This is a genomic window from Globicatella sp. PHS-GS-PNBC-21-1553, assembly GCF_033564055.1.
Taxonomy (GTDB): Bacteria; Bacillota; Bacilli; order Lactobacillales; family Aerococcaceae; genus Globicatella; species Globicatella sulfidifaciens.
Genome location: NZ_CP085470.1, coordinates 41,642 through 67,602 on the forward strand (window position 1 = coordinate 41,642; position 25,961 = coordinate 67,602).

A 25,961-nucleotide genomic window follows, 5' to 3' on the forward strand; every position below is an offset into this window, starting at 1 on the left:
CTAATTGATTATTTCTTTGACTTTTGTTCTTAGCTCCTCCAAATTATCTTTATCCACTTCAAGGATGGTTAAATTCTTTATAGCTTTTTGGTAACTACCAAAATTTAACCGCAAGTAATCTTGCCAAGATAACGAACTATATACAATTTGACTGGCTTCATCGAAATAAGTCTTCCAATGCGGTAATTGATTCAAACCGTATACTTCATTCCAAATACCTAATAAGACCTCATTCACTCGTTGATTTCGCTCTGAAATAGTCTCTTCTCCTTGATTAAGCATATATTGTAAAGCTAATCGTCCGGAAAGTAAAGTGTTTTGATTTTTTTGTAGGTGCAGATCATTATAAGTATAGTCTGCTTGAGGTGTAATCGTAATATTAGGAAACAAGTCAATAAGACTTTTTGTTTCTGACAAATAAATAACCGTTAAATGATCTATATTTTGGTCCAATATTATTTCTAATTTATTTAATAATAAATCCGTTTGATGACGTGGGTTCCATTGATATAAAGGCTTATTATCAATTTCTAAATGAGCATTTACCTGGCTTAATAACCCTTGTCCTGTCTTAGGATTTAAAGTAATGAGATTCCAACTCGTTGCTTGTTGAGATTCAATTCTGCCACCATCTGGAAAAGACAGACCTACGACTAAAAAAGTCGTAGGCTGATTTTTGGACAAACGATCCGCTTTTTCAATCCAATTTATCTCTTCAATCGAATGATAGTAGCTTTTTTCAATCCCCATATAATAATGGTAACCAAAGAAAAATAAAGTGACAAATAGCGCCATACTGATAAATAACGTAATCATGCCATTAGAACGATTATTTTTGGTATTTGGCTCAAATTTAGGACTAATATGTTGAGGTGTTTGTCTACGTTTATTTTTCATTTGCGAACACTACTTCTCGTCATATCCTTGAGGATTATTTGATTGCCAATTCCAAGAATCACGGCACATATCCTCTAAAGTCTTTTCAGTCTTCCAATTCAACTCATTATTGGCTGCCGTAACGTCTGCATAACAGGTTGCGACATCGCCTGGACGACGTTCACTGATTACGTATTTAATCTCAATATTATTAGTGTTTTGGAAGGCATTGACTAAGTCAAGCACTGAATAGCCAACTCCTGTACCAAGATTATAAACTTTTACACCTTTTTGTTCTTTGTTCTTTTCTAAGGCTTTAATATGACCTTTTGCTAAATCAACTACGTGGATATAATCACGCACACCAGTACCGTCTGGAGTGTCATAGTCATTGCCAAAAATGGTTAATTGATCCCGTTTACCAATTGCAACTTGTGTAATATATGGCATCAAATTATTAGGAATTCCCTGAGGGTCTTCACCAATACGTCCTGATTCATGAGCACCAATAGGATTAAAATAACGTAATAAGGTGACCGACCACTCTGGATCAGCAATGGTTAAATCAGTTAGTAAATGTTCATTAACAACTTTAGTATAACCATAAGGATTACTTGCCGTATTAGCTGGCATACTTTCAACTAATGGAGAAGGATTTTCCGAACCATAGACGGTTGCTGAAGATGAAAATACGATATCTTTAACATTTGCTGCACGCATCACTTCTAATAAGGCAACCGTTCCCTCAATATTATTATGATAATATTCTAAAGGTTTAGAAACAGATTCACCCACCGCTTTATAACCGGCAAAATGAATCACGGATTCAATATCATTTTCAGCAAAAATTTTAGTCATTGCTTCTTTGTCTAAAATATCCGCTTCATAAAACTTAACATCTTTGCCAGTAATTTCTTTTATGCGCTCTAATACTTCTGGCTTACTATTATAAAAATTATCAACAATAACCACATCGGTTCCTAAATTTAATAACTCAACCACTGTATGGCTACCAATATAACCCGCTCCACCAGTAACTAATACTGACATCATACCACTCCTATACTTATTTACTCTTAGTGTTCATTATAACACAAGATAAGAAGTTAATGATAGCGAATTTATTGGAATATCAAAATTATTTATTGTGGTTTCACCTTTAATATTCAAATCTATATTTAATTTATATATATATTGAAGGGAATCTTTGTTATAATAGAAACGAAAACCTTAAAAAAGGTGCAATGTAAGGAGGAATTAGTTTGGCTGAAGCCCTTATTGTATTTGCCAGTTTAACCGGTAATACCGAAGAAATGGCTGATATCGTTGCTGAAAGACTTGAAGAACATGATATTAATGTTGAAATAGTTGATTGTATGCAAGCCGATGCACACGATTTTTTAGATTATGATATTTGTATCATAGGTAGCTATACCTATGGTGTTGATGGTGTTTTACCTGATGAAATGATTGATTTCCATGAAGAATTAGGTGAACTTGATTTAACCGGTAAAGTCTTTGGTGTCTTTGGTTCTGGTGATGATTTTTATGATTATTTCTGTGCTGCCGTTGATTTCTTTGAAAATCAATTTGTTGCAACGGGTGCAACTAAAGGTGGCGAAAGTGTAAAAGTCAATTTAAACGCTGAAGATGAAGATATTGAAAACTTGAATGCCCTAGCAGACGCCATTGCTAGTCATTTTGAATCATAGAAAGTAGGTATAAAATGGTATTAGAAAATTTTGATGTTTTATTAGATAAATATGCAAATTTATTAATGACAAAAGGATTAAATGTTTCGACAGATGATTATGTTTTAATCAATGCTGAAATAGAACAAGCGCCATTGGTAAGATTAATGACACAACATGCTTATCAATTAGGTGCAAAACACGTTAAAGTTAATTGGACTGATACTGCCATTAGTATTTTAGGTTATCAACATCAATCAGTTGAAACATTAACAGATATTCCTGAATATCGTGTGGCTGAATCTAAGTACGATATTGAAACCCGCGCCAAAAGAATTGCCCTACGTTCGGGAAATCCAAATGCATTAAAAGATATTGCCCCTGAAAAATTAGCAGCAGCAAGTAAAGCAGCTTCATTAGCATTTTCTGAACAACGTATTGCCTCACAAGCTAATGTAATGAGTTGGCTCGTATGTGCCGCCGCTGGTCAAGAGTGGGCAGCATTAGTCTTCCCTGAATTAGAAAACACAGAAGCACAAGTTGATGCTTTATGGGATCAAATTTTTAAAACGACACGTGTTTATGAAGAAGATCCGGTTGCAGCTTGGGAAAAACATGAAGCAACTTTAAATGAAAAAGCTGATTTCTTAAACGAAAAACAATTTGACAGCTTACATTATACCGCTCCTGGTGTTGACTTTACGGTTGGTTTACCATTGAATCATGTTTGGGAAAGTGCTGGCAGTACGAATCAACAAGGTGAAATCTTTATTGCCAATATGCCAACAGAAGAAGTTTTCACTGCTCCAGATTTCCGTCGTGCAGAGGGTATTATTAAAAGTTCAAAACCTTTAAGTTACAATGGAGTCGTCATTCGTGACATGACTTTCAAATTTAAAGATGGCGAAATCATTGAAGTAAGTGCTGCTGAAGGGGAAGCGACCCTAAAAACATTAATTGAAAATAATGAAGGTGCTCGTAGTTTAGGTGAAGTGGCATTAGTACCACATAGCTCACCGATTTCTCAATCAAATATTACTTTTTTCAATACCTTATTTGATGAAAATGCCTCAAACCATTTAGCGATTGGACAAGCTTATGCCACTTCCGTACAAAATGGTACCAAAATGTCGCAAGAAGAATTAAAAGCAAGCGGTTTAAACCGCTCAACTGTCCATGTTGACTTTATGGTTGGTAACGCTGAAATGAATATAGATGGAATTACAAAAGATGGTGAAACTTTTGCTATTTTCCGTAATGGAGAATGGGCATTTTAATTCGCCAATCATAATCGGGGGTAAGAATGATGCAAGACAATAAAAATACTAATGCTAAATTAGATCAAGCATTTAGTAAGCAAATTGACGAAATCGACAAGCGATTAGACCGTGGTGGTATGATTTCATTGATGATTATCGTCATTGGTTTTCTAATTATTGGCTATTGGATGATTGAAATTTTAAGTTTAAATGATGAACAAACAACTTTCAATGATGAAGCAACAATGGAATTAGTCGAACGTGTGGAGATGTTAGAATCACGGGTGGCTGAATTGGAAGCAGCTGAATAAAAATGAAAGTTTTACATATTAATTCTTATTTTTCGACCTCAGGTCTTTTTAAACATTTATATGACCGTCAATTAAATTCGGGATTAGAAATTGATGTCTACGTTCCTATCTCCCATCAATTTCCTGAAGAACGCATTGCGGCAAGTGGAGACTATACAACAATTCAACGAAACCATCATCAGCTTGAACGCTATCTTTTTCATTTAAAACATTATAATATTTTAAAAGATTTGAAAAATACTTATCAAGCTGAACAATATGATTTAATTCATGCTCATTCATTATTTTCAAATGGATGGTTAGCCTACCAATTATGGAAAGAAACTAAGACCCCTTACGTCGTGGCAGTAAGAAGTGCTGATATTCGGACATTTTTTGACAAAATGCCATGGTTAAAGCCAATGGGATTAAAAATATTAGCCAATGCCAGTCAGGTTTTCTTCATTTCACGTAATAATTATAATGAAGTATTTGCTAATCATATTCCTTCAAGAATGAAAGAAACTTTGCGTGCAAAAACACAAGTAATTAGCAATGGGATTGACCCTTATTGGTTACAAAATCGCTTTACCGAAAAGCAACCGGCGATTCATTCCCCTCTTCAAATTGTTTCTGTTGGTAAAACAATTCATGAAAAACGTTTTGTTCAATTAGCCAAAATGGTCCAGTCATACTCCGAGAATATAGCACAAGCTCATTTAAACATTGTCGGACCCACCTGGAATCCTAAAATAGTTGAACAATTAAAAGCGTTTGATTGTGTCACCTATCACGGTCCTAAGAGTAAAGAGCAGCTAAAAGACTTTTATCGAACAATGGATGTCTTTGCCCTACTCTCTTCTCCAGAAACATTTGGATTAGTTTATCCAGAAGCAATGAGTCAAGGATTGCCTGTTATATACACTCAAAATGAAGGATTTGATTCCTTTTTTGACAATCACTATATTGGTGTCAGTGTTGCAAAAACTGATGAATTAGGCTTTACTAAAGCAATTGATTTTATTAAGCAAAACTATGCAACACTATCCAAAAACGCACTGAATAATGCTAACAAATTTAATTGGGATGAAGTCAATCAGAAATATCTGAATATTTATCGAAATACAACCAAAAATAAAGGATGATTAGATACATATGAAAAAAGTAAGAAAAGCGGTTATCCCTGCTGCTGGACTTGGAACTCGTTTCTTACCTGCTACCAAAGCTATGGCCAAAGAAATGTTGCCGATTGTGGATAAACCAACCATTCAATTTATTGTTGAAGAAGCGATTGCCTCAGGTATCGAAGATATACTGATTATTACTGGTAAAAGTAAACGTTCCATCGAAGATCATTTTGATTCTAATATTGAATTAGAGGAACACTTATTAAAACAAGGCAAGATGGAACTTCTAGAAAAAGTTAAACAAGCCACTGGTATTAATCTGTTCTTTGTACGTCAACCTTACCCTAAAGGTTTAGGCGATGCAGTGTTACAAGCCAAAGCCTTTGTTGGAAATGAACCATTTATTGTCATGTTAGGTGATGACATTATGCAAAGTGACGTACCATTAACTAAACAATTAATCGATGTATACGATGAAACCTATGCCTCAAATATTGCGGTAATGGAAGTTGATCCAGAAGAAACTTCTAAATATGGTATTATCGCACCATCTAGAAAATTCGATGACAGTACTTATTATGTCGATGCTTTTGTTGAAAAGCCAAAACCTGAAGATGCTCCAAGTAATTTAGCAATCATTGGCCGCTACCTTCTAACACCTGAAATTTTTAATATTTTAGAAAACCAAACTCCAGGGGCTGGTGGCGAAATTCAGCTAACCGATGCCATCGATACCTTAAATAAAACTCAACGTGTTTTCGCCAAACGTTTTGATGGTCATCGTTACGATGTTGGTAGTAAGTTAGGCTTTTTACAAATGAGTGTTGAATATGGATTAAAACATCCAGAAATCGCCTCTGAGTTAAAAGAGTATATTGAAAACTTAGTTGAACAATTAAAACAATGATCATATAAACAAAGAATAAGCTCTGAAGTCATATAACCATGATTTCAGAGCTTTTAGCTTGGCTATTTTCTATATCGCATTGATGAGATTACGCAACTAAATTCAAAACTTTCTCATTTTTATCGTACGGTGTGATATTTGGTATCATAGTTCAAAGCATTATCACTTTTATTGCATGGTGAGATTACGCAACTAAATTCAAAGCTTTATCATGCATTGGTCAGAATTTTGATTAAATTAATGAGATTAACCAACTTCCTATAAAATTCGATCCAAGTTACACATCACTTCAATTTTAAATTTTCAATTAAGAATCAAAAAATGCGGGTGTTAAAATGAAAGTTAACTCCTTCATTTCTACCCACATTCATCAATTAAAGTTCTTTAAATAAGAAACGTGCATTCCAAAAATAATCTACCCCAGAATAAACGGTGAAAAACAAACAAATATAAAAGAAGATGGAAGCAATATCGAGTGTTAATCCAAAATTATTAAAAAGGAAAAACACGATGGCAAACATTTGGGTAAAAGTTTTTATTTTCCCTGGTAATGCGGCAGACATAACCTTACCATCATGTGTTGCTAATAAAACACGTAATCCTGTAACCATCAACTCTCTGGCAATAATAATAAATACGGCCCAACTTGGAACTACACCTTTATCAATTAATAAAATAAAAGCAGCAATAACAAGGAGTTTATCAGCCATTGGATCAAAAAATGCTCCAAATGAAGTCACCAAATTTAATTTACGAGCAAGATATCCATCTAAATAATCCGTAACACTCGCGACAATAAAAATAATTCCCGCTAGAAATTGTGATACTGGAATAATTTGCTGATTAAACGAAAGACTGCCAAATTCAAATATCATCAACAAAATAAAGATTGGAATCATCACCACTCGTGAAAGTGTTAATTTATTCGCAATATTCATTAGTTATTATTCCCTTCGTCTTGTCCTTGTAATACAGCTGGTCCTTGGTAACCTGTTTCGCTCATTGTTTCTTCGGCCAGTGACTCTTCAACAACTTCCTCTATTGCAGTCGTTTCTACTACTTCTTGTGAAGCGGCATCATCAGCTAATTGGAAAACAACTGTACTTCCAAAGTACGGATTATTCAATTCCAATTCTTGACCATTAACTGTGAATGTACCACCTTCTTGATATCCTAAACGAATTCTAAATGAAGTAACACCTTCATTAACAGTATATTCAAATTCTTCTCCTTCGGAGATTGAAGTATCTACCACAATATTTTCGTCTTCATACATCCCAATCCATACATAGCTTTTTCCTTTAACACCAAAGGTATAATCTTTGAAATCCCCTTGAATTTCATATACAGATTCTTCACCCTCATTTGAAATTAAAGTTAATACCTTATCACCAACTTTGATTTGATTTTCAGCTAAATCTTGGGGTGCTTGTGTTGTCTCTTCATTAGTGTCACTAGTCGTTGTCACTAGACTTTCTGGTTCAACGGTGGAGACAATAGATGAAGTATTCGCATTATCATTTTTATTTGATTTGCCATCATCATTCATACGTGAAATTGCCATCGAAAGTGAAAAAATAATCATTAATATTAACCCTATTAAAAAGGCTAATGGCAAATAGGTTAATAAAATTTCAAGATTACTTTTTTCCTGATTTTCTTGACGTGATTTAACACGACTACCTATTTCTTCTGTTTCAATATTTTCAATCTCGACCATTTCGTCTTCATCAGGATAGACTTCAATTTCATCTTTATATTCTTTTAATAATTCATCACCATTTAATCCTACAACATCAGCATATTGTTTAACAAATGCTCGTATATAAAAATTACCTGGTAATTCAGAAAATTGACCTTCTTCAATCGCAACTAAATATTTTTTTTGAATTTTGGTCATTTGTTGTAATGTATTTAATGTATACCCTTTTTCAATACGGGCATCTCGAAGTTTACTTCCAAGTGTACTCATAGTAGTCCCCTCTTTATCGTCATTATCTCATCCATTATAACATAAAGTCTTCGTTGGTGTAGGTTTATTATACTTTTTTCACAAAAAAATAACAATTTAGTTTAGCTTAAATAAATTGCTACTGGGTGTGGTATTTTAATTCAAGCGCCTTTTAAATTAAATCTATGAAAGTAGACTGAAAATCAATTCGCTACAAATTAATAATGAATACATTAATAAGACTGGGCATAAGCTTGATAAATTTAGTCAAATTATTGTTCGTTAATAAATAGCGCAGGGGTTGAGTGGCCTCAAACTGCGTCTTAATGAGGTTAGGTATTAATTTGATAAATTCAAACAAGTTATTGCTCAATAACTAAAAGCGCAGTGGTTGAGTGGCATCAACCTGCGTCTTAATGACTTGTTTGATACCTACTCAACTGTGCGGGGGTAGGCCGACGAAGCGAAAATTATTCAATTTTCTACTTCTGGCCTACTCCCAACTTGCGGGGGTGAAAAGACGAAGCGAAAAGCATTCAATTTTCTACTTCTTGCCTACTCCCTATTTTATTAAACGCTTTGCCATTTCACGATAAATCGTTTGTTTTATTTCAAAATCAGCAATATAGGTGATGAGCATAATTTCATCAGTATGAAACTCTTCTGCAAATTGTTTAATTTTATCCGCCACCTCTTGATACGTCCCAATAATCGCATTGTTTCTACCTGTAGTATATTGTCTAATTTTCTCAACGTACTCTTCACCATCAGCCATAATTTCTTCCGGACTTCTAAAGACGACACTAAAGCCATTTTCTAAACGATAGCGAAATTCTTGCATCGTTAAAGCCAAGTAATCCGCTTCTTCTTTAGTTTCAGCTGCTACAATAGACAACGCTGATAGTGTATTAGGTGTTAACTTGCTATCTGTAGGGAAAAATTGACGATAATGATCCATCACGTCTTCATCTTGATGACCAGTAAAGAATTGAGCATAAGCGTAATTCATTTCTTTTTCTCCTGCCCAAGCTGCACTTTGACCACTAGAGCCTAATAGCCAAGCTTCAGGTAATATTTCTGGTTGTGGAGTCACTTTGAAACGTCTATAAGGATGTGTTTCTTCGAAATCGCCTCGAATGAAGTGTAAGGTTTCTTCAATAATTTGATTAATCTGAGCTGGTGAAAGTAGATGTGTCTGATTAAGCGCACGTGCTGCCGCTAAATCAGTGCCCGGTGCTCTACCTAATCCCATGTCAACACGATCAGGATACAGTGTCGCTAATAAATTAAAGCGTTCAGCAATTTGTAAGGATCCATAGTGCATTGCCATGACACCACCAGTACCTACCCTGATTTTCTCGGTGTTCGCTAATAGATGCCCCGCCAAAATATCCGGTGCACTACTCAAAAATGCTGGCGTGTTATGATGCTCTGCTAACCAAAAACGTTTGTATCCAAGTTGATCAGCTAATTGCGCCAGAGTAGTTAACTCTTTTAAAGTCTCTTCAGCTGTATTACCTTTATACAATGGAACTTGTTCTAATATATTTAGTTTCATCGATAATCCCCCTTTATATTTAAGAAGATAGAATAATCCTCTTGCTCTAAAAATAGTATAGCATGGAACCCTATTCTAGAACATTGAATTGACTTACTAGTCATTTTAAAGCAACTGCTAACTGATTTCATAGAGATTTTCATCAATTTTATGTATGTGATCCAGAAGTAGGTAATCGAATGATATTGCTTCGTCAGCCCCCTCATACGGTACCCCTTCTTCATCCTGCATCAACAAAAATGAGGTTAGAAAGATATTTTCTTTCAAAACCCCATTTGTATTGTTTATAAAAATAGTAGTTGTAGTGACCTTCAAAGCTTAGATTTTTTATCTACTTTTAAAGGTCAACCCAAGTCGAGAGTTATCAAGTGGCTTTTCACCAAACAATGATACCTGATCAACATTACCTGTAAGAGACAAAAAGAAATTTTTCAACTAATTATCCTAACCTCTTATACAAGAATCAGTGTGATAGATAGTCAAAACGACTTCATCCCTATTTCTACTTCTTGGCTATTTATTTAACTATGCAATTATTAATAATTATTCAGCTGAATATTCTTCAGCAGATTCGATTTCACCTGCAGTTAATTTGATCATTGTTACAGGTTTAACCGGATTATGTTGGTCATCAATAGAAAATGTTCCTGTAACACCATCAAAATCTTTAGTTTCTGCAATCGCTTTGGTTACAGCCGCACGATCTGCTGAACCTGCACGTTCAATGGCATCAATCAATAAGTTAGACGCATCAAATGATAAAGCAGCAAATGAGTCCGCTTCTTGACCGAATTTTTCTTTGTATGCCTTTAAGAAGTTTTGCACATCTTCTTCTTCAGAATTAGGAGAGAAATGCGCGGTGTAATAAACATCATTAACATTTGCTTGTCCTGCTAATTCAACTAAAGTATCACTTGCTAAACCATCGCCACCAACGATTGGTTGTGTTAAGCCAAATTCACGTGCTTGTTTAATGATTAGACCAACTTCAGTATAATAACCTGGAATATATAAAACGTCAAAATCTTGAGTTAATAAAGTAGTTAAAGTAGCTGAAAAGTCTGAATCACCTGATTGATAAGACTCGTTGGCTACAATTTCACCACCTAATGCTTCAAATTGTTCTTTAAAGGCTTTAGCTAAACCTTGAGAATAGTCAGTAGCTTGATCTGATAAAATAGCAACTTTTTTAGCACCTAATTCGTTAAATGCGTAAGATGCACCCGCTGTTCCTTGATAAGCATCAGCAAAACAAACCCGGAATAAATACTCTAATACACTACCATCATTAGCTAAAGTAATACCATCTCCGGTCGCCGCTGGTAAAATAGCTGGAACACCTGCTTCAGTAATCACCGGAATTTCGGCTTGCGAAGCACCTGTCGTTGCTGCCCCGATGATTCCGATTAATTTATCATCTGAAGTCAAACGGGTAGCAACAGAGCTAGACTCAGTTAAATCAGATTTATTATCAAGAATTGTCGTTGATAATTGATAGCCATCCAAAACATCGCCTTCGGCATTACGTAATTCTACCGCTAATTCTAATGCTTTGGCCATCACCGAACCATAAGCTGCCGCCCCACCACTCATTTCAAAGTTTCCACCGATAACAATCTGTTCTTGGGCGGAGACCGACGTGACTAATGCACTAGATAGAGCCACAGTTGCTAAAAATAAAGAAGTTGCTTTTTTAAATTTCATAGTAGAAGTCCCCCTAGAGAAAGTTAATAATAATTTATTAAGACTATTCTACATAAAATCTAATTGTTTGTCAATCGTTTTCTCATTTTATTTTAATTTTCATGAAAAATGTTTAATGTTCTGAAAATTATTCACCGCGTTCCGCAATTACTTCAATTTCAATTTGTCCACCTAATGGCAAAGCAGCGACTTGGAAAGCACTTCTAGCTGGATAAGGTTCATTAAAATATTCCCCATAAATAGCATTGACAGCAGAAAAATCGTTAATATCAGCTAATAAAACCAAGACTTTCACCACATTATTTAAAGTTAATCCTTCTGATTCTAATACCGCTTGAATATTTTTGAAAACTTGATGTGTCTGCTTCTCAATACCACCTTCAACCATTTTCCCGGTTTCAGGATTTAAGCCTAATTGCCCAGATAAAAAGAATAAATTGCCTGTTTGAATGCCTTGTGAGTAAGGTCCTACTGCTGCAGGAGCTTTTTGAGTTGATAATTTTTTCATAATTTCCTCCTAAAAATGATTAAAATAAAATTTTACAACTTAAGTTGCATGCTTTTTTTGAAATTTTATTTTAAAATAATAGTATCATATAATAGGAGGGTTTTAAATGATTATTACAACTACACCTACAATTGAAGGACAACCTGTACAAGAATATATTGGCGTGGTTTTTAGTGAAGTTGTTGTAGGGATTAATTTTATGAAAGATTTCGGAGCTGGCTTACGAAATATTTTTGGTGGACGTTCTGCAGGCTATGAAGAAGAACTTCGAGAAGCTCAACGAGAAGCAATGGAAGAATTAGAACGTCGAGCTAAGAATTTAGGCGCAAATGCTATTGTAGGTATGAAATTAGACTATGAAGTTTTAGGGGCAGATAATGGCATGATGATGGTCATTGGTAGCGGAACTGCTGTAAAAGTTTAATCATCTAATAAAATCATTAAAGAGTCAACAGACGAATTTTTTCATCTTTTGACTTTTTTATTATGCCATTATTTTTTCAAAATGATTTCTAGAAAAAATTTTATTAAACATATATTTTGTATCCTTTTTTCGTTATGGCACTCAACTATTGTTGTAAATTTATGATTCTTGAGGACTACGCGTATCTCTTCAATCCAATTAACAAAGTTCCGTACTCTTAATTTAACTACTTACGTTACCAAAACACACGGATTTATTAGATTTCGATTATGTCAATATTAGTGTTAAATTTGGACTAATCTGCTATATTGGAAGTATAAATTTTATGGAAGTGGGGGTTCAGATGTATAAAAATAAAGTTGTTGTTGTTACAGGCGATGGACATGGTATCGGTTTAGCCACACGGAAGGCCTTTGAAGCAGCTGGTGCACGTGTCTATGGCATTGATCTTAATCCTGGTTCTTTTTATCAAGGAGATATCGGTCAACCGGCTGTTCTTCAAAAATTTGTTGAATCTATCTTAAAGAATGAATCGAAAATTGATGTATTGGTCAACAATGCATTGCCTTTATCGGTAGGAATTCACAATGGTTCTTTATCCGAATTCAATGACGCTTTGCAAGTGGGAGTCGTAGCACCTTTTTACTTAACACAGTTGCTCTTAAATCATTTCACTCCAGGTAGCTCCATTATAAATCTGTCATCCACAAGGGCTTTTCAAAGTCAAGCAGAGACTGAAAGTTATGCTGCTGCTAAAGGCGCTATTACAGCCCTTACTCATAATTTAGCTATTAGTTTAAGTAAAGAACAAATTAGAGTCAATGCTATTGCTCCCGGATGGATTGATACCTACCACCATTCATTTAGTGGTTCAGATGTCAGTCAACATCCAAGTAAAAAAGTCGGCGTTCCAGAGGATATTGCCGAACTGATTTTATTCCTTGCTAGTAATAAAGCCAGTTTTATTAATGGGCAAACAATTACAGTTGATGGGGGAATGAGTAAACTGATGATTTATCATAATGATCAAGGATGGAGTTATTATTCTGAAGATTAATCATATAAGACACGTAAAAAATAGATAATTTCAGTTAAGATACTGTGCGTTAATTATAAGTGAATGGTTGAGGGACATCATAGTGCATCACGGAGACTAGTTTGATACCGAAGCAACTGAGGTGTATTAGACAGAAAAAATATCTAATTTTCTTGTACAAGTGTACTCCCACTTTTGCATTAGAGATTCTTTTTAAACAAGGGTGAAAATTGTCTTTGCTAACTTTTTCAGGTTCAAAACGCTTGTTAATAGAGGATGACTGATTCTTAAATAGCGATCGTCCTCTTGGCAAACTTAAGAGGGACTGGCCGATAATTTAAATTATGTGTTGTATTAACGTCTATAAAACCTGACTATTCGATTTTCATTTTTTCTATAATCCCAACCAAATCAAAAACAGTTAACTAGTCTTAACACTAAGTATTAACTCAATCTGTTACGGATTAATGTTTTACTTATTGTAATCTAGCTAACTGTTTTTTTAATACTGTCTAAAACGCTGATATTTCTTTTCTAGACGGTTCTCAGGTTTCATTGATAACAATGCATTTATTTTCGCTTTAATTTCGTTGATTAAGTGATTGGTTAAGTGTTTTTGGTCAATAGGCTGACCCAATTCGTCTACTTCTTCAATAATTTTATCGATTACGTTTAACTCGAATAAATCATCAGCAGTCAATTTCATATAATCTGCTGCTTTAGAGGCCAATTTGGAATTTTTCCATAATATCGAAGCAAAACCTTCTGGGGAAAGAATCGAATAGACACTATTTTCTAACATCCAAACTTCATCAGCAAGCGCCAAGGCAATGGCCCCTCCACTACCACCTTCACCTAAAATAATCGCTAGGCTGGGAACCGTTAATTGACTCATGGTCAATAAGGTGCTCGCTATCGCTTCACCAATGCCATTTTCTTCAGATTCCGGTGCACAATGTGCGCCAGCGGTATTAATTAAAGTTAAAACGGGTCGACCAAATTTTTCTGCTTGACGCATCATACGCTGAGCTTTACGATAACCAGCTGGACCCACTGAACCAAAATTACGCATAATATTCGTTTTCATATTATGTCCTTTTTGAATACCGATAATCGTAATCGCTTGTTCATCCATTAAACCAACTCCTGTAACGATTGCTCGATCATCGTGCATTAAGCGATCACCATGAAACTCCATAAATTCACTACACAATTTATCAATAATCTCTAAACTAGAAATTCTGGATAGTTCACGAGCGGCTTGAACTTTTTGATATGCTTTCATAATGGCATCACCCTTTGATTGGTTTTCAATAAAAATTTGATCCTATTTTTCTGTTCAGTTCGTTTCACAATACTATCAATAAAACCATTTTCTAAAACAGTCTCTGCTGTTTGAAACTCTTTCGGTAATTTTGCTTTAATGGTCTGTTCGATGACGCGTTTTCCAGCAAAACCAATTGTAGCCTTTTCTTCAGCTAAAATAACATCTGCTTGCATTGCAAAACTCGCCGTTACCCCACCCGTTGTCGGATGCGTTAAAATAGCAAGATAAAATAAACCAGCTTGATGATGTCGATTTACTGCTTGACTAATTTTAGCCATTTGCATCAATGACATAATGCCTTCTTGCATACGGGCACCACCAGAAGCAATGAATAAAATGACTGGCAGTTGATTTTGTGTTGCTCTTTCGAAAAGTTGGGTAATCTTCTCCCCTACTGCCGTCCCCATACTCGCCATCATAAAGCGATTATCCATAACACCAAGCGCTACTTTCATACCATCCATTAACCCAGTACCTACTACCACTGCTTCTTTTAAGTTAGTTATTTGTTGATAGTTGGCTAGCTTTTGCTCATAATCTGGAAAACCAATAGGGTTTTGATTACTAATGTCACTCGCTACTTCTTCAAAACTACCTTCATCGAGTAACCAATTAATTCTTGCATTAGCAGGAAACTGTAGATTCCCCTGACATCTTTCGCAAGTATAATCCGCCGTTACTTGTGACGGTAATAAATTACGCTTACAGTGTGGACAAGTTGTTAAAAAATTATCTGGAATCTTTGATTTTTTTCATGATAGGTAGGTGGTTGTGCATTTAAACGAATTATTTTTTTATTTTTAAATAATTCCATTTAACCCCTCCTCACGTTTTAACCACTGAGGCAGAAAACTTTCTTCTAACCATTTTGTATGGAAATTTAAGGTTTGAACTTCATCATTCATGATCAATGCTTGTAATAAATCAATATTAGTGGTAATCCCTTCTACTACCACTTCACTTAAAGCCCGTTCCATAATTAACATGGCATCATTTAGATCGTGGCCATAACTAATTATTTTCGCTACCATTGAATCATAATAAGGCGGTAAAAAATAATCGGAGTAAATTCCAGACTCGATTCGTACATGAGGTCCTGCTGGTAAAATGAGCCGGTCAATATGGCCACTCGAAGCTCGAAAGTCAAAATTTGAATCTTCCGCATTTAAGCGACACTCGATGGCCACTCCAGTAAAATGAATATCCTGTTGATTGAGTGCTAAAGGTTGCCCCATCGCAATTTTTATTTGTTCTTTGACAATATCAATACCGGTTATTAATTCCGTTATCGGATGTTCTACTTGTAAACGTGTATTCATTTCCATAAAATAAAAATTATAGTCATCATCTACTAAAAATTCAATTGTTCCCGCATTTTGGTATTCAATTGCTTGAGCTGCCTTGACCGCTGTTTGCCATAAGGCTTCTTTCGTTGCTTCAGGTAAGGTTACAGCTGGTGCAATTTCAATGACTTTTTGATTACGCCTTTGTAGTGAACAATCGCGTTCTCCTAAATGTAATACTTTACCATAGTGATCGGCAATCAATTGGATTTCTATATGTCTTGCAGGATAAATGATCTTTTCAATATATAAATCTTGATTACCATATACATTTTGTGTTTCAATCTGTGCTTGTTCAAACAGTTTTTTAAAGTCATCTGCGTTTTCAACACGACGCATGCCTTTGCCACCGCCACCGTCAGCCGCTTTGATCATTAATGGAAAACCAATTTGATCAGCAATCGTTGTAGCTTCTTGCCAAGTATGAACTAAACCTTCACTGCCTGGTGTAACGGGTATTCCAGAAGCAATCATTGTTTGACGAGCATTTTGCTTATTGCCCATTAATTCAATCGTTTGACTTTGAGGGCCAATAAATTGAATCCCCAGTTCTTCGCACATGGCAACAAAATCACTTCGCTCTGATAAAAATCCATACCCTGGATGAATAGCATCACACCCTGTCGCCATCGCAGCAGATAATATCGCTACCGGATTTTGATAACTATCTAAACTTTTAGCTGGTCCGATACAAATAGCTTCATCCGCTAATTGGGTATGCATGGCCTCCTTATCAGCTGTACTATATACGGCTACGGAGATAATGTTCATCTCTCTTAAAGCACGGATAATTCGTACTGCGATTTCTCCACGATTGGCTACCAATACTTTTCTAAACAATCCTATTCACCTACTTTTTTGACTTTTCTTATAAACTTTATTTCACGCCAATAATAAAAGTCATTTCTGCTTCCGCTACTTTTTTATCCCCAACAAATGCTTGGCCCATACCAATTCCAGCATTACGCTTTAATTTTACGATATCAACCTGTAGTCTTAACACATCACCTGGAACAACTTTTTGACGAAACTTCACTTTATTTAAACCGCCTAGATAGGCTGTCTTTCCTTCAAAATCAGGCATCTGCAATAATGGGATTGACCCTGCTTGAGCCAATGCTTCACAAATTAATACGCCTGGCATTACCGGTTCTCCAGGAAAATGTCCTTGGAAAAATTGTTCGTTAATGGTGACATTTTTACGACAAACAATCTTTTCTCCAGGAACTAATTCATCGACCGCATCAATAAAACAAATCGGATAACGATTCGGTATAATATCCATTACTTGTTGGGCAGTTAAAATTGTCATAATTTACTCTCCTTATTTACGTTCAATCTTAAATAGTGGTTGTTCAAATTCCACTACGTTGTCATTTTCTACTAATACTTCACGAATGATGCCATCAAAAGGTGCAGCAATTTCATTCATTAATTTCATGGCTTCAATAATACATATTGTTTGGCCCTTCTTTACCTCATCACCGACGGTCACATACGATGGTTCGCCTGGTTGTGGTTGTAAATAAACCACTCCAACAATTGGCGAATTAATGGCTTCATATTGTGAATTTTCAGATGATGATACTTCCTTCGTTTCTTTACTTGGTACTTCTGTAACCGTCGATGGTGAAGGTTCTGCTTGATCCTGTACCGTTTTAGTCGTGTGATCCATGGTCTGTAATACGGGTCCTTTATCGAATGGAACCTCTTTGGATAATACAACTTTATCAGAACCTTGAGTGAATTCTAAATAAGCTACTTTTGATTGGTCTAGTTTATCAATTAAGGTTAATAACTCTTGATAATTCATTCATTACCCTCCCATCGTTTAAAACATAAGACCGCATTATGTCCACCAAATCCTAATGAATTGGATAAAGCATAGTGAATCACTTTTGATCGTCCTTTATGTGGCACATAGTCCAAATCACACACGTCTTCTGGATTTTGTAGGCCAAGGGTTGCTGGTATAAAGCCCTCAGCTAACGCTTTAACTGTTACAATCGCTTCAACTCCGCCAGCAGCTCCTAATAAATGGCCAAAAAATCCTTTAGAACTGGAAATAGGTACTTGGTAAGCATGTTCGCCTAATGCATATTTAATCGCTACCGTTTCTGCTGAATCATTAGTTGGTGTAGAGGTACCGTGAGCATTGATATAATCGATTTGAGTCGCTTCAATATCAGCTTGTTGGATCGCCATTTTCATTGCTTCTCCTGCTCCAGAGCCATCTTCACTAGGTGCTGTCATATGATAAGCATCCGATGTGGAGCCATAACCGACTACTTCGCCTAAAATAGTGGCACCTCGTTTTTGAGCTGAACTTAATGATTCTAAAAATAAAATCCCTGCACCTTCCCCCATGACAAAACCATCACGGTCTTTATCAAAGGGACGTGAAGCTAAATCAGGATTGGATTCCGTCGATAATGCTGTTAAGGCTGCAAATCCACCAATACCGATTTCATTAATGGTTCCTTCTGAACCACCCGCAATACACGCATCTAATAGTCCCATTTTAATCTTTAAAAAGGCTTCACCAATCGCGTTAGTTGCACTAGCACAAGCAGAGACAATATCCAAACTAATACCTTTAGCCCCTAATTTCATAGAGATATTACCAGCTACCATATTACCGATTGTTAAGGGAACAAATAGTGGTGGGATTCTTTTAGGTCCTTTTTCAATCATCTTACGAATGCCATTTTCAATTTCAACTAATCCACCGATTCCTGAACTGACTAATGTTCCAACACGCATCGGATTCGCTGCAATATCATAGCCACTCATTTCAACAGCTTCCATAGCAGCTACTAATCCATACTGTGAAAAATAATCCATTCTGCGGACTTCTTTATTGCCTAATAGTTCTTTTCCATTAAAATTTTTAACTTCAGCAGCAACCGATATCCCTGTTGCTGAGGCATCAAATTTAGTAATCGGCGCAATACCATGTCGGTCGTTTTTAATACTCTCCCAAAACTCAACGGTATTATTACCGATAGGAGAAACTGTACCGATTCCTGTAATCACAACTCTTTCCATTATCGTTTTCCTTTCTTATTACATATTCATGCCGCCATTAACTTCTAAGACTTGCCCAGTCATATACCGATTATGGATTAAAAATTGCACACAATCAGCAATCTCTTCCACTTGACCAAATCTTTTTAATGGAATCTGACTCAGCATTGTATTTTTTACTTTTTCAGATAAATCATGCGTCATTTTGGTTTCGATAAATCCAGGTGCAATCGCATTAACGGTAATGTTACGACTTGCGACTTCTCTAGCTAAAGACTTCGTTAAACCAATGACTCCCGCCTTACTCGCTGCATAATTTACTTGACCGGCATTACCAATAATTCCAACAATACTTGAAAGATTAATAATCGTCCCACTCCGCTTTTTAATCATCAAAGGAATCACATGACGACACATATTAAAGGTCCCCTTTAAATTAGTATCTAAGACTAGATCATAGTCTTCTTCCTTCATTCTTATAAATAAACCATCTTTGGTGACCCCTGCATTATTGATTAAGACATCAATTTGGTCATATTTTTCTTTAATTTCATTGACCATGCGTTGGCTATCTTCAAAATTACCAATATCACCAATGACCGTATCAATAGGATGGCTTGCATCCTCAAACTCTGCCAAAATAGCTTCATCAATTGGTCTACGACTGTTTAAAATCACTTGATAATCTAATTTAGCTAAATGTTTGGCAATAGCTAAACCAATGCCTCTAGAACTTCCAGTTATTAAACAAACTAAACTCATTTTCCACCTCTAATTCTCATGATTTCAAAAATACTGAAATGTTTTCAATATCTTCTACTTTATTCACTACTAAATGATTGATTGTAGGATACTGTTGATTTAATAATTTAGCTAATGTATTCCCAGGTCCGATTTGAATAATATGAGTAATCCCTTGTTGATGCCATTGATCAATCGTTTGCAACCATTGAACTGGCATAACCAAATGGTCAACTAATAAGGATTTGATCGTGGTCGCTTGGTGTGGCTCTGCCGTTACATTACTCCATACCGGGACCTTCCCTTTAGTTTCTAATTCACCAATCGTTGATAAAGCTTCCTTAAAAGGTTCTTGTATCTCTTTCATTAATGGTGTATGAAAAGGTCCTTCTACTTTTAATGGTAAAATCTTTTTATAACCTTTTGCTTTCGCTAATTGTTTAAACTCCTTGATTGCGAGTTGAGTACCACCTAAAACGATTTGAGTGGGCGCATTATAATTAGCAATATAAATTTCAGTATCATTTTGCATTTCATTTATAATGGCCTTAATTTCGTCTAATGGTACTTGAATAACAGCTACCATTTGGGAATGAGTTAAAGTCTGAGCCTGTGCACTCATTAATTCCCCACGTTTTTTCAGTAAAGGCCACGCATCATCTTCGCTTAATATTTGACTGGCTATTAAAGCACTGTATTCACCCAAACTTAATCCACCCATTGCCTCAATATCAGGTAAATGTTTTTTTATTGAATTAAAGATGGCCAGACTAGTAGTACTAATCGCTAATTGTGCATTTTTGGTAAAATTAAGTGTACTGATATCTTCTGTGATCCATTTCGTAATCGGGAGTTGCGTCAATTGCTCTGCTCGCTGATAGACCGCTCTAGCTTCTTCAAAATGAGTCACAAAATCTTGCCCCATCTGTTCAAAATGAGCGCCTTGTCCATTAAACATAACTGCTAATTTCAACTATTTCACCTCAATTAAAGTAACTTTGTTTTGTTTGAAAAACAGCTTTAGCTTCATTGACATACTCTTCAATAATTTCTTGACAGGATTGCTCCTTTTTGATGAGACCTGCAATCTGTCCCGCCATCATGGATCCAGTATTAACATCGCCTTCTACTACGGCACGTCTTAGGGCACCTTTACCTAAATCCTCTAAAACAGATAAATCCGGCTGTTCTTGACTGGTGATTGATTTTTCTAAAGCTAAATATTCTTTAGTCAAACGATTGCGGAGAACTCGCACAGGATGACCCGTTATGGTCCCAGTCACAACGGTATCAATATCAGTCGCCTTTAAAATTGCGGCTTTAAAGTTTGGATGTGCATTTGATTCATTAGCCACCACAAATCTTGTACCAACCTGAATCGCTTCTACACCTAACATCAAAGCAGCTGCTAATGAACGACCATCACCGAAACCACCTGCGGCAATTACTGGAATATCCACTGCATCTACAATTTGAGGTACTAAAGCCAATGTTGTTTGTTTACCAATATGTCCACCAGCTTCCATTCCTTCTACGACCACAGCGTCGGCACCAATTCGTTCCATTCTTTTTGCCAATGCAACTGATGCCACTACTGGAATAACGACAATTCCCGCTTCTTTAAAACGTTCCATGTATTTCCCCGGATTACCAGCACCAGTCGTAATAATTTTTACCCCTGAATTCACTAAATAATCCACTACCTCTTCTACATGAGGATTTAATAACATGACATTGACCGCAAAGGGTTGATTGGTTTTATTTTTCATCGTTTCAACTTTTTCGCGGACAACTTCAACCGGATCATGTCCCGTTCCAATAATTCCCAAGCCACCTGCGTTGGATACTGCACTGGCTAAATCAGCATCAGCTACCCAAGCCATTGCTCCTTGGATAATAGGATATTTGATATTTAATAATTTTGTTATAGCTGTTTGCATATTTTTTTCTTCCTTTATATCAGGTTAAATAATAATGACCATATAGTGCACTAATAAAATCTCTAAACAAATATGAGTCTTTATATAGTTTTATACGGTCATCCTATATTATTAAATTTACGTCATAATCTACTACTTACGCTTTTACAAAGCTTCAATATAGTTAACTAAATCGCCAACTGTTTTTAAATTTTGATCAGTATCAATCGTAATATCTAATTCATCTTCAATTTCGCTAATGATTTGAAAAACATCTAAACTGTCTGCTTGTAAATCTTCTAAAAAGTTCGTTTCTAAAGTCACATCTTTTTCTTCAATATCTAATTGCTCTACAATAATTGCTTTAATTTTTTCAAATACCATGTTAAATTCCTCCGAATAATGTTTTAAATTTTTAATTTAATATTTCCCCACGATAGTCCCGCACCAAACCCACATAGGACAATTGTTTGCGTACCATCGAGTTTAAGTTGTTTATTTTTTACTAACTGATGACATAAAACTGGAATACTTGCGGCTGATAAATTAGCGACTTCCTTGATATTGGACGGTAATTTTAATTCGTCCAGGCTCAATTTTTTGGCTATTAAATCAATAAAACGTTGATTCGCTTGATGACAAATTAAATAATCCATTTCAATTGCATTTTTTTGTATAAAATCAATTAAACTTGGAATCACTTTTCGTGAAACAAAATTAAATACTTCCCGTCCTTTCATCTGCATTAAAAAGTTGGTAGCTTGACTCACTTCTATTGATAAAGATAAATCGCCATCACTATGCATCGCACTCTGATACTCTAATAGTCCTATGCCATCATGTTCGATAAGAAAGGCACCTGCGCCATCACCAAACAAAATATTGGTAGAACGATCGTTCGCATCTAATATCTGACTCATCTTCTCAGCACCAATTACTAAAGTATAACCTGTCGTTTGATTGCTACTTAAATGCTCTGCTAACTCTAAAGCACTCACAAAACCTGAACAAGCAGTATTAATATCTAGACAAAAAGCATCTTCACAATTTAAAGCCAAACTCACTTGATTTGCAACACTCGGTGTCGGTTGTTTTGAGGACATTGAAGCCACGATAATCGTTTTAATTTCACTTGCAATGGATTGATCCATTTGATCCACTAAATCTTTAGCCGCTTTAATCGCCAAATGACTTACTTCTTCATTATGGTCTGCAAAGTAGCGCTGAGCTATCCCTGTCCGCTGTTGTATCCATTCATCACTTGAATCAATTTTAAACTTTTCAATTAAATCAAGATTTGATAACTTATTTTGGGGCAAATAACTCCCCATCTTAATTATTCTACTCATCAATTCTTATCCTTTAATTTAGTTTACCCTTAATCTCATCTAAGAATTGGTTAAGGTTACGCAGCCCTTTTATCAGAGCTTGTGCTTCATCAATTTCAAGATCTGTTAAGGTTTTCTCGACCATATCTGTATGAAATTTATGATGCAAACGATATAATAATTTACCCTTCTTAGTTAGTTTTAAGCGAACAATTCGACGATCTTCTGCCGATTGAACACGTTCAACATAATCCTTCTTGACTAAATTTTGAATCGAGACGGACAATGTCCCTACCGTAATGCCTAACTTATTGGCTACTTGACTAGAAGTTGGATTATCTACCAATCCAATGGCTTCTATTGTATGCATTTCTTTAATCGTAATATCCTTGAACTCACTTGATTTTAGTGATTCTTCTTCTATTTGCATTATTTCATTAAAAATACGGACTAAATAAGAATTAACCTCATCAATGATCTCAAAATCCATTCGTAAAATTCACCTCTTTCATTTAGTTTGATAATCAAACTATTTGATAGTCAAAGTTTATCCTAGTTTAAATCTTTTGTCAACTATTGACTCAAAAAAATTTATTGAATCAAAATAAATAGCCTTATAATGTTGATATAATAGGATTTAAATAAAAAAATCCTCAAAGATTGTCTTGAACAACCCTTAAGGATTTTAGAATTTTTAAAATAAAGTGCTGATATTCACGATAATTAATATCAGTAAATAAATACTAGCAAATAAAATAAAACTTTTTATCGCTTCACCAAAAGCTGGTTTCTCCATATATTTTTGGCGATAAGTCATGACACTTCGATAATGTGGCACCACCCCAATAAAAGCAATCGCACACCACCAAGGTAAATTACCTAATAATAAAAACAATAAGAAAAATAGCCAAGGTAAAGCACTTAGCACTTGATATAAGATGATTGCAAAAGGACGACCGACATAATAAACCAGCGTAAAACGTTCATTTTCGATGTCAGTATCTAAATCACGAATATTATTTGCTAACATAATATTGGCAATTAAGGAAACTAAAGGCAACGACATCATAAATATTTCGATAGTATTTAACCAATGCCAATTTAAAGTCATCAATGGAACATCCCACTGAGTCGAAATTAAAAGTGCAGGGTCTTGAATGAAAACGGCCAGAAAAAAGATACCAAACCCCATCGTAAAACCGGAGAAAAATTCACCATAAGGCGTTCTTGAAATAGGCGTCGGACCATACGTATACATAACCCCAATAAAGAAACAAACCGCACCTAAAATCAATAATATAGGATCTGTTTTAAAGACCAATAGAATTGAAAAAATGATTGCAATCGCTAATAAGACGAATAGAATGATGACCATATTTCTTGGCGATAAATTATAGATACCAATGACATTTTCTTCTTTGATATATCGCTCAGACTTTGCTTTATAATAATCCATTGTATTATTGATGGCCGTAGTACACATATCAAAAAACAATACTGCAATGATAAATAATAACGTATTGAACCCATTAAAAGCTTGATAACGATAAAGTGCCCACATTATCCCAATCAACATGGGAAATACGCTGGCAATCTTCGTTTGAATCTCAACAAATTTTAAAAATATTTTGATATTATCTTTACTCAACAACTTTATACTCCTCATTCGTTAACTTGAATTTATCTTTGAGACCCGATGTTAAATACACATGATGTTCCTTATCGATAAATGCTGCTTCTACTCCTTCTAAACTCTCAACAAACTCAATTCCTTTTTCGATACCAAATAGGAATAATGATGTTGAAAGACCATCTCCATCAACCGATTCGGGCGCAAAAACAGTCACCCCTGAAATTTCATTAGCCAATGGATAACCTGTTTTTGGATCTAAAATATGATGATAACGGACACCATCCACTTCTAAATAGCGTTCATAAACGCCTGAAGTGATTACCGCGTAATCTTTCATTCTTACTGTGCCAACTACCGCACCACGAACTTCATCCGGATCTTGTACCCCAACATTCCATCCTTCTTCATTTGATGGAGATGTCCCCATCACAATAACATTTCCACCAAGGTTGACAATAGCGGTATTAACACCTGCTGTTTTTAAATATTTAACGATACCACTCCCAATATACCCTTTGGAAATACCACCTAATTCAATTACCATTCCTTCTTCAGCTAATTTAACTGTTTGATTTTTTTCATCCAAAATCACTTTATGGTAATCAATTTTTTTAAGACCCGCATCAATTTCACTTTGTTCAGGCTTACGCGCCGCTTCATCACCTATACGCCACAAATTAGTCACCGCTCCAATGGTGATATCAAATTTACCTTTACTTAACTCTGATACTTCTAACGCTTTTTGGATTAATTCAAATGTTTCTGGAGCTACTTTAACAGCCTCTTTTCCTGCTGCTTGATTAATACGATAAACATCGGAACCTTCTAGATTAGTTGAAAATAATCTTTCCATACGTTCAATATAATCAAAAGCCAAGTCCATTACCTCTTCTTGATTTTCATGATAGATTTGGATTTGAACAGCGGTATGTAATAATGATTCTGTGCGCGACAAAGGTGTTTTGACGACCTTTAGTGGTAATTGATCATTTTTGATTGAAGCACCAGTGACGACTTCTGCTTCAGTTGATTCTTCCGCTTGAATTGCAAACGTTGGAACAAATAGAAAAGTACTCATTAATAATAAGCTAAGCTTTTGAACTTTCTTTTTTTAACATTCTTTTACATTCCACCTTTTTTAAAAACATTAACATCTCCATTTTACTAAAGTTTCACTATACTGTCACTTAAAAGTTAAACATTGGTAGAATATTAACCATCATCATGCCATGCATAAAAAAGCCTCAAACACGATAATCAGTTTGAGACTTTTCATATTATTTTAAAGTTTTAGCTTTAAAATATTATTCTA

The 25,961-nt window shown here is 35.3% G+C and carries 28 protein-coding genes; 7 read left to right on the top strand and 21 right to left on the bottom strand.

All coding sequences use genetic code 11. The annotated features are described in order from the left end of the window. Positions 1-897 carry a hypothetical protein gene (locus LB888_RS00210; protein WP_318753128.1) on the bottom strand — a complete coding sequence of 299 codons (897 nt, stop codon included), beginning with the start codon at positions 895-897 and terminating at the stop codon, positions 1-3. 9 nt (positions 898-906) lie between these two features. Then, a complete protein-coding gene (gene galE / locus LB888_RS00215) occupies positions 907-1,926 on the bottom strand; it encodes a UDP-glucose 4-epimerase GalE (RefSeq protein WP_318753129.1) in 1,020 nt (339 codons plus the stop codon). Between the two features lie 212 nt (positions 1,927-2,138). On the opposite strand from galE, the gene LB888_RS00220 reads away from it, so the two are divergent. From LB888_RS00220 to galU, 5 genes are read left to right on the top strand one after another with little or no spacing between them, the layout of a single operon-like run. Further along, positions 2,139-2,588, top strand: a complete 450-nt coding sequence (locus tag LB888_RS00220) for a flavodoxin (RefSeq protein WP_066125817.1) — start codon at positions 2,139-2,141, stop codon at positions 2,586-2,588. Between the two features lie 14 nt (positions 2,589-2,602). After that, positions 2,603-3,844 carry an aminopeptidase gene (locus LB888_RS00225; protein WP_318753130.1) on the top strand — a complete coding sequence of 414 codons (1,242 nt, stop codon included), beginning with the start codon at positions 2,603-2,605 and terminating at the stop codon, positions 3,842-3,844. A gap of 26 nt (positions 3,845-3,870) precedes the next feature. Beyond that, on the top strand, positions 3,871-4,137 hold the full coding sequence (locus LB888_RS00230) for a hypothetical protein (protein WP_318753131.1): 267 nt from the start codon (positions 3,871-3,873) through the stop codon (positions 4,135-4,137). Positions 4,138-4,139: 2 nt separating this feature from the next. After that, the gene (locus tag LB888_RS00235; protein ID WP_318753132.1) at positions 4,140-5,261 is read left to right on the top strand and encodes a glycosyltransferase family 4 protein; all 1,122 of its coding nucleotides are present in this window, start codon (positions 4,140-4,142) and stop codon (positions 5,259-5,261) included. Between the two features lie 10 nt (positions 5,262-5,271). After that, positions 5,272-6,150 carry a UTP--glucose-1-phosphate uridylyltransferase GalU gene (galU, locus tag LB888_RS00240; RefSeq protein WP_318753133.1) on the top strand — a complete coding sequence of 293 codons (879 nt, stop codon included), beginning with the start codon at positions 5,272-5,274 and terminating at the stop codon, positions 6,148-6,150. A gap of 374 nt (positions 6,151-6,524) precedes the next feature. Here galU and pgsA read toward each other — a convergent pair whose 3' ends face one another. From pgsA to LB888_RS00265, 5 genes are all read right to left on the bottom strand, one after another. Beyond that, positions 6,525-7,088, bottom strand: coding sequence for a CDP-diacylglycerol--glycerol-3-phosphate 3-phosphatidyltransferase (pgsA, locus tag LB888_RS00245; protein WP_276649618.1), 564 nt, complete (start codon positions 7,086-7,088; stop codon positions 6,525-6,527). Next, positions 7,088-8,122 carry a helix-turn-helix domain-containing protein gene (locus tag LB888_RS00250; RefSeq protein ID WP_318753134.1) on the bottom strand — a complete coding sequence of 345 codons (1,035 nt, stop codon included), beginning with the start codon at positions 8,120-8,122 and terminating at the stop codon, positions 7,088-7,090. The genes pgsA and LB888_RS00250 overlap by 1 nt, the downstream gene beginning before the upstream one ends. 541 nt (positions 8,123-8,663) lie before the next feature. After that, complete coding sequence (locus tag LB888_RS00255; RefSeq protein ID WP_078755814.1) at positions 8,664-9,659, bottom strand: LLM class flavin-dependent oxidoreductase; 996 nt, start codon at positions 9,657-9,659, stop codon at positions 8,664-8,666. 543 nt (positions 9,660-10,202) lie between these two features. After that, the gene (locus LB888_RS00260; protein ID WP_318753135.1) at positions 10,203-11,363 is read right to left on the bottom strand and encodes an ABC transporter substrate-binding protein; all 1,161 of its coding nucleotides are present in this window, start codon (positions 11,361-11,363) and stop codon (positions 10,203-10,205) included. Between the two features lie 127 nt (positions 11,364-11,490). Beyond that, positions 11,491-11,871 (bottom strand): RidA family protein, encoded by a 381-nt coding sequence (locus tag LB888_RS00265; protein ID WP_412928078.1) that lies wholly within the window; start codon positions 11,869-11,871, stop codon positions 11,491-11,493. A gap of 106 nt (positions 11,872-11,977) precedes the next feature. On the opposite strand from LB888_RS00265, the gene LB888_RS00270 reads away from it, so the two are divergent. Both LB888_RS00270 and LB888_RS00275 read left to right on the top strand, forming a co-directional pair. Then, a complete protein-coding gene (locus LB888_RS00270; RefSeq protein WP_078755811.1) occupies positions 11,978-12,295 on the top strand; it encodes a heavy metal-binding domain-containing protein in 318 nt (105 codons plus the stop codon). A gap of 343 nt (positions 12,296-12,638) precedes the next feature. Further along, a complete protein-coding gene (locus tag LB888_RS00275) occupies positions 12,639-13,352 on the top strand; it encodes an SDR family NAD(P)-dependent oxidoreductase (RefSeq protein ID WP_318753136.1) in 714 nt (237 codons plus the stop codon). 481 nt (positions 13,353-13,833) lie between these two features. On the opposite strand, the gene accA is transcribed toward LB888_RS00275, so the two are convergent. The 14 genes from accA to LB888_RS00345 form a co-directional block, all read right to left on the bottom strand. Continuing rightward, a complete protein-coding gene (accA, locus tag LB888_RS00280) occupies positions 13,834-14,616 on the bottom strand; it encodes an acetyl-CoA carboxylase carboxyltransferase subunit alpha (RefSeq protein WP_078755810.1) in 783 nt (260 codons plus the stop codon). Next, positions 14,613-15,398, bottom strand: coding sequence for an acetyl-CoA carboxylase carboxyltransferase subunit beta (locus LB888_RS00285; RefSeq protein ID WP_412928337.1), 786 nt, complete (start codon positions 15,396-15,398; stop codon positions 14,613-14,615). Before LB888_RS00285 ends, accA begins: the two co-directional genes overlap by 4 nt. 60 nt (positions 15,399-15,458) lie before the next feature. Beyond that, on the bottom strand, positions 15,459-16,841 hold the full coding sequence (locus tag LB888_RS00290; RefSeq protein WP_276649247.1) for an acetyl/propionyl/methylcrotonyl-CoA carboxylase subunit alpha: 1,383 nt from the start codon (positions 16,839-16,841) through the stop codon (positions 15,459-15,461). Between the two features lie 37 nt (positions 16,842-16,878). Continuing rightward, on the bottom strand, positions 16,879-17,313 hold the full coding sequence (gene fabZ / locus LB888_RS00295) for a 3-hydroxyacyl-ACP dehydratase FabZ (protein WP_066125718.1): 435 nt from the start codon (positions 17,311-17,313) through the stop codon (positions 16,879-16,881). 12 nt (positions 17,314-17,325) lie between these two features. Next, entirely contained in the window at positions 17,326-17,814 is a 489-nt protein-coding gene (accB, locus tag LB888_RS00300) for an acetyl-CoA carboxylase biotin carboxyl carrier protein (protein WP_078755807.1), read from the bottom strand. Continuing rightward, entirely contained in the window at positions 17,811-19,049 is a 1,239-nt protein-coding gene (fabF, locus tag LB888_RS00305) for a beta-ketoacyl-ACP synthase II (protein ID WP_318753137.1), read from the bottom strand. The genes accB and fabF overlap by 4 nt, the downstream gene beginning before the upstream one ends. Positions 19,050-19,067: 18 nt before the next feature. Then, the gene (gene fabG / locus LB888_RS00310) at positions 19,068-19,790 is read right to left on the bottom strand and encodes a 3-oxoacyl-[acyl-carrier-protein] reductase (protein WP_318753138.1); all 723 of its coding nucleotides are present in this window, start codon (positions 19,788-19,790) and stop codon (positions 19,068-19,070) included. Positions 19,791-19,806: 16 nt separating this feature from the next. Then, a complete protein-coding gene (locus LB888_RS00315) occupies positions 19,807-20,742 on the bottom strand; it encodes an ACP S-malonyltransferase (RefSeq protein WP_318753139.1) in 936 nt (311 codons plus the stop codon). 10 nt (positions 20,743-20,752) lie between these two features. After that, on the bottom strand, positions 20,753-21,709 hold the full coding sequence (gene fabK / locus LB888_RS00320) for an enoyl-[acyl-carrier-protein] reductase FabK (protein ID WP_078755803.1): 957 nt from the start codon (positions 21,707-21,709) through the stop codon (positions 20,753-20,755). Between the two features lie 144 nt (positions 21,710-21,853). Next, positions 21,854-22,072, bottom strand: coding sequence for an acyl carrier protein (gene acpP / locus LB888_RS00325; protein WP_066125706.1), 219 nt, complete (start codon positions 22,070-22,072; stop codon positions 21,854-21,856). A gap of 23 nt (positions 22,073-22,095) precedes the next feature. After that, the gene (locus LB888_RS00330) at positions 22,096-23,037 is read right to left on the bottom strand and encodes a beta-ketoacyl-ACP synthase 3 (protein ID WP_318753140.1); all 942 of its coding nucleotides are present in this window, start codon (positions 23,035-23,037) and stop codon (positions 22,096-22,098) included. Between the two features lie 13 nt (positions 23,038-23,050). Continuing rightward, entirely contained in the window at positions 23,051-23,506 is a 456-nt protein-coding gene (locus tag LB888_RS00335) for a MarR family winged helix-turn-helix transcriptional regulator (RefSeq protein ID WP_071408433.1), read from the bottom strand. A gap of 204 nt (positions 23,507-23,710) precedes the next feature. Continuing rightward, positions 23,711-24,682: a UbiA family prenyltransferase gene (locus LB888_RS00340; RefSeq protein ID WP_318753141.1), complete on the bottom strand. Its 972-nt coding sequence runs from the start codon at positions 24,680-24,682 to the stop codon at positions 23,711-23,713. Beyond that, on the bottom strand, positions 24,657-25,727 hold the full coding sequence (locus LB888_RS00345; RefSeq protein WP_318753142.1) for an FAD:protein FMN transferase: 1,071 nt from the start codon (positions 25,725-25,727) through the stop codon (positions 24,657-24,659). The genes LB888_RS00340 and LB888_RS00345 overlap by 26 nt, the downstream gene beginning before the upstream one ends. Positions 25,728-25,961: the final 234 nt, after the last annotated feature.

Coding starts and splice junctions, on each gene's coding strand:
- LB888_RS00210 (WP_318753128.1), bottom strand. CDS start 897: ATGAAAAATAAACGTAGACAAACACCTCAACATATTAGTCCTAAATTT.
- fabF (WP_318753137.1), bottom strand. CDS start 19,049: ATGGAAAGAGTTGTGATTACAGGAATCGGTACAGTTTCTCCTATCGGT.
- LB888_RS00235 (WP_318753132.1), top strand. CDS start 4,140: ATGAAAGTTTTACATATTAATTCTTATTTTTCGACCTCAGGTCTTTTT.
- LB888_RS00340 (WP_318753141.1), bottom strand. CDS start 24,682: ATGAGGAGTATAAAGTTGTTGAGTAAAGATAATATCAAAATATTTTTA.
- fabG (WP_318753138.1), bottom strand. CDS start 19,790: ATGAGTTTAGTTTGTTTAATAACTGGAAGTTCTAGAGGCATTGGTTTA.
- pgsA (WP_276649618.1), bottom strand. CDS start 7,088: ATGAATATTGCGAATAAATTAACACTTTCACGAGTGGTGATGATTCCA.
- galE (WP_318753129.1), bottom strand. CDS start 1,926: ATGTCAGTATTAGTTACTGGTGGAGCGGGTTATATTGGTAGCCATACA.
- LB888_RS00230 (WP_318753131.1), top strand. CDS start 3,871: ATGATGCAAGACAATAAAAATACTAATGCTAAATTAGATCAAGCATTT.
- LB888_RS00250 (WP_318753134.1), bottom strand. CDS start 8,122: ATGAGTACACTTGGAAGTAAACTTCGAGATGCCCGTATTGAAAAAGGG.
- LB888_RS00345 (WP_318753142.1), bottom strand. CDS start 25,727: ATGAGTACTTTTCTATTTGTTCCAACGTTTGCAATTCAAGCGGAAGAA.
- acpP (WP_066125706.1), bottom strand. CDS start 22,072: ATGGTATTTGAAAAAATTAAAGCAATTATTGTAGAGCAATTAGATATT.
- LB888_RS00265 (WP_412928078.1), bottom strand. CDS start 11,871: ATGAAAAAATTATCAACTCAAAAAGCTCCTGCAGCAGTAGGACCTTAC.
- LB888_RS00330 (WP_318753140.1), bottom strand. CDS start 23,037: ATGAGTAGAATAATTAAGATGGGGAGTTATTTGCCCCAAAATAAGTTA.
- LB888_RS00225 (WP_318753130.1), top strand. CDS start 2,603: ATGGTATTAGAAAATTTTGATGTTTTATTAGATAAATATGCAAATTTA.
- accA (WP_078755810.1), bottom strand. CDS start 14,616: ATGAAAGCATATCAAAAAGTTCAAGCCGCTCGTGAACTATCCAGAATT.
- LB888_RS00260 (WP_318753135.1), bottom strand. CDS start 11,363: ATGAAATTTAAAAAAGCAACTTCTTTATTTTTAGCAACTGTGGCTCTA.
- galU (WP_318753133.1), top strand. CDS start 5,272: ATGAAAAAAGTAAGAAAAGCGGTTATCCCTGCTGCTGGACTTGGAACT.
- LB888_RS00255 (WP_078755814.1), bottom strand. CDS start 9,659: ATGAAACTAAATATATTAGAACAAGTTCCATTGTATAAAGGTAATACA.
- fabK (WP_078755803.1), bottom strand. CDS start 21,709: ATGCAAACAGCTATAACAAAATTATTAAATATCAAATATCCTATTATC.
- fabZ (WP_066125718.1), bottom strand. CDS start 17,313: ATGACAATTTTAACTGCCCAACAAGTAATGGATATTATACCGAATCGT.
- accB (WP_078755807.1), bottom strand. CDS start 17,814: ATGAATTATCAAGAGTTATTAACCTTAATTGATAAACTAGACCAATCA.
- LB888_RS00335 (WP_071408433.1), bottom strand. CDS start 23,506: ATGGATTTTGAGATCATTGATGAGGTTAATTCTTATTTAGTCCGTATT.
- LB888_RS00275 (WP_318753136.1), top strand. CDS start 12,639: ATGTATAAAAATAAAGTTGTTGTTGTTACAGGCGATGGACATGGTATC.
- LB888_RS00270 (WP_078755811.1), top strand. CDS start 11,978: ATGATTATTACAACTACACCTACAATTGAAGGACAACCTGTACAAGAA.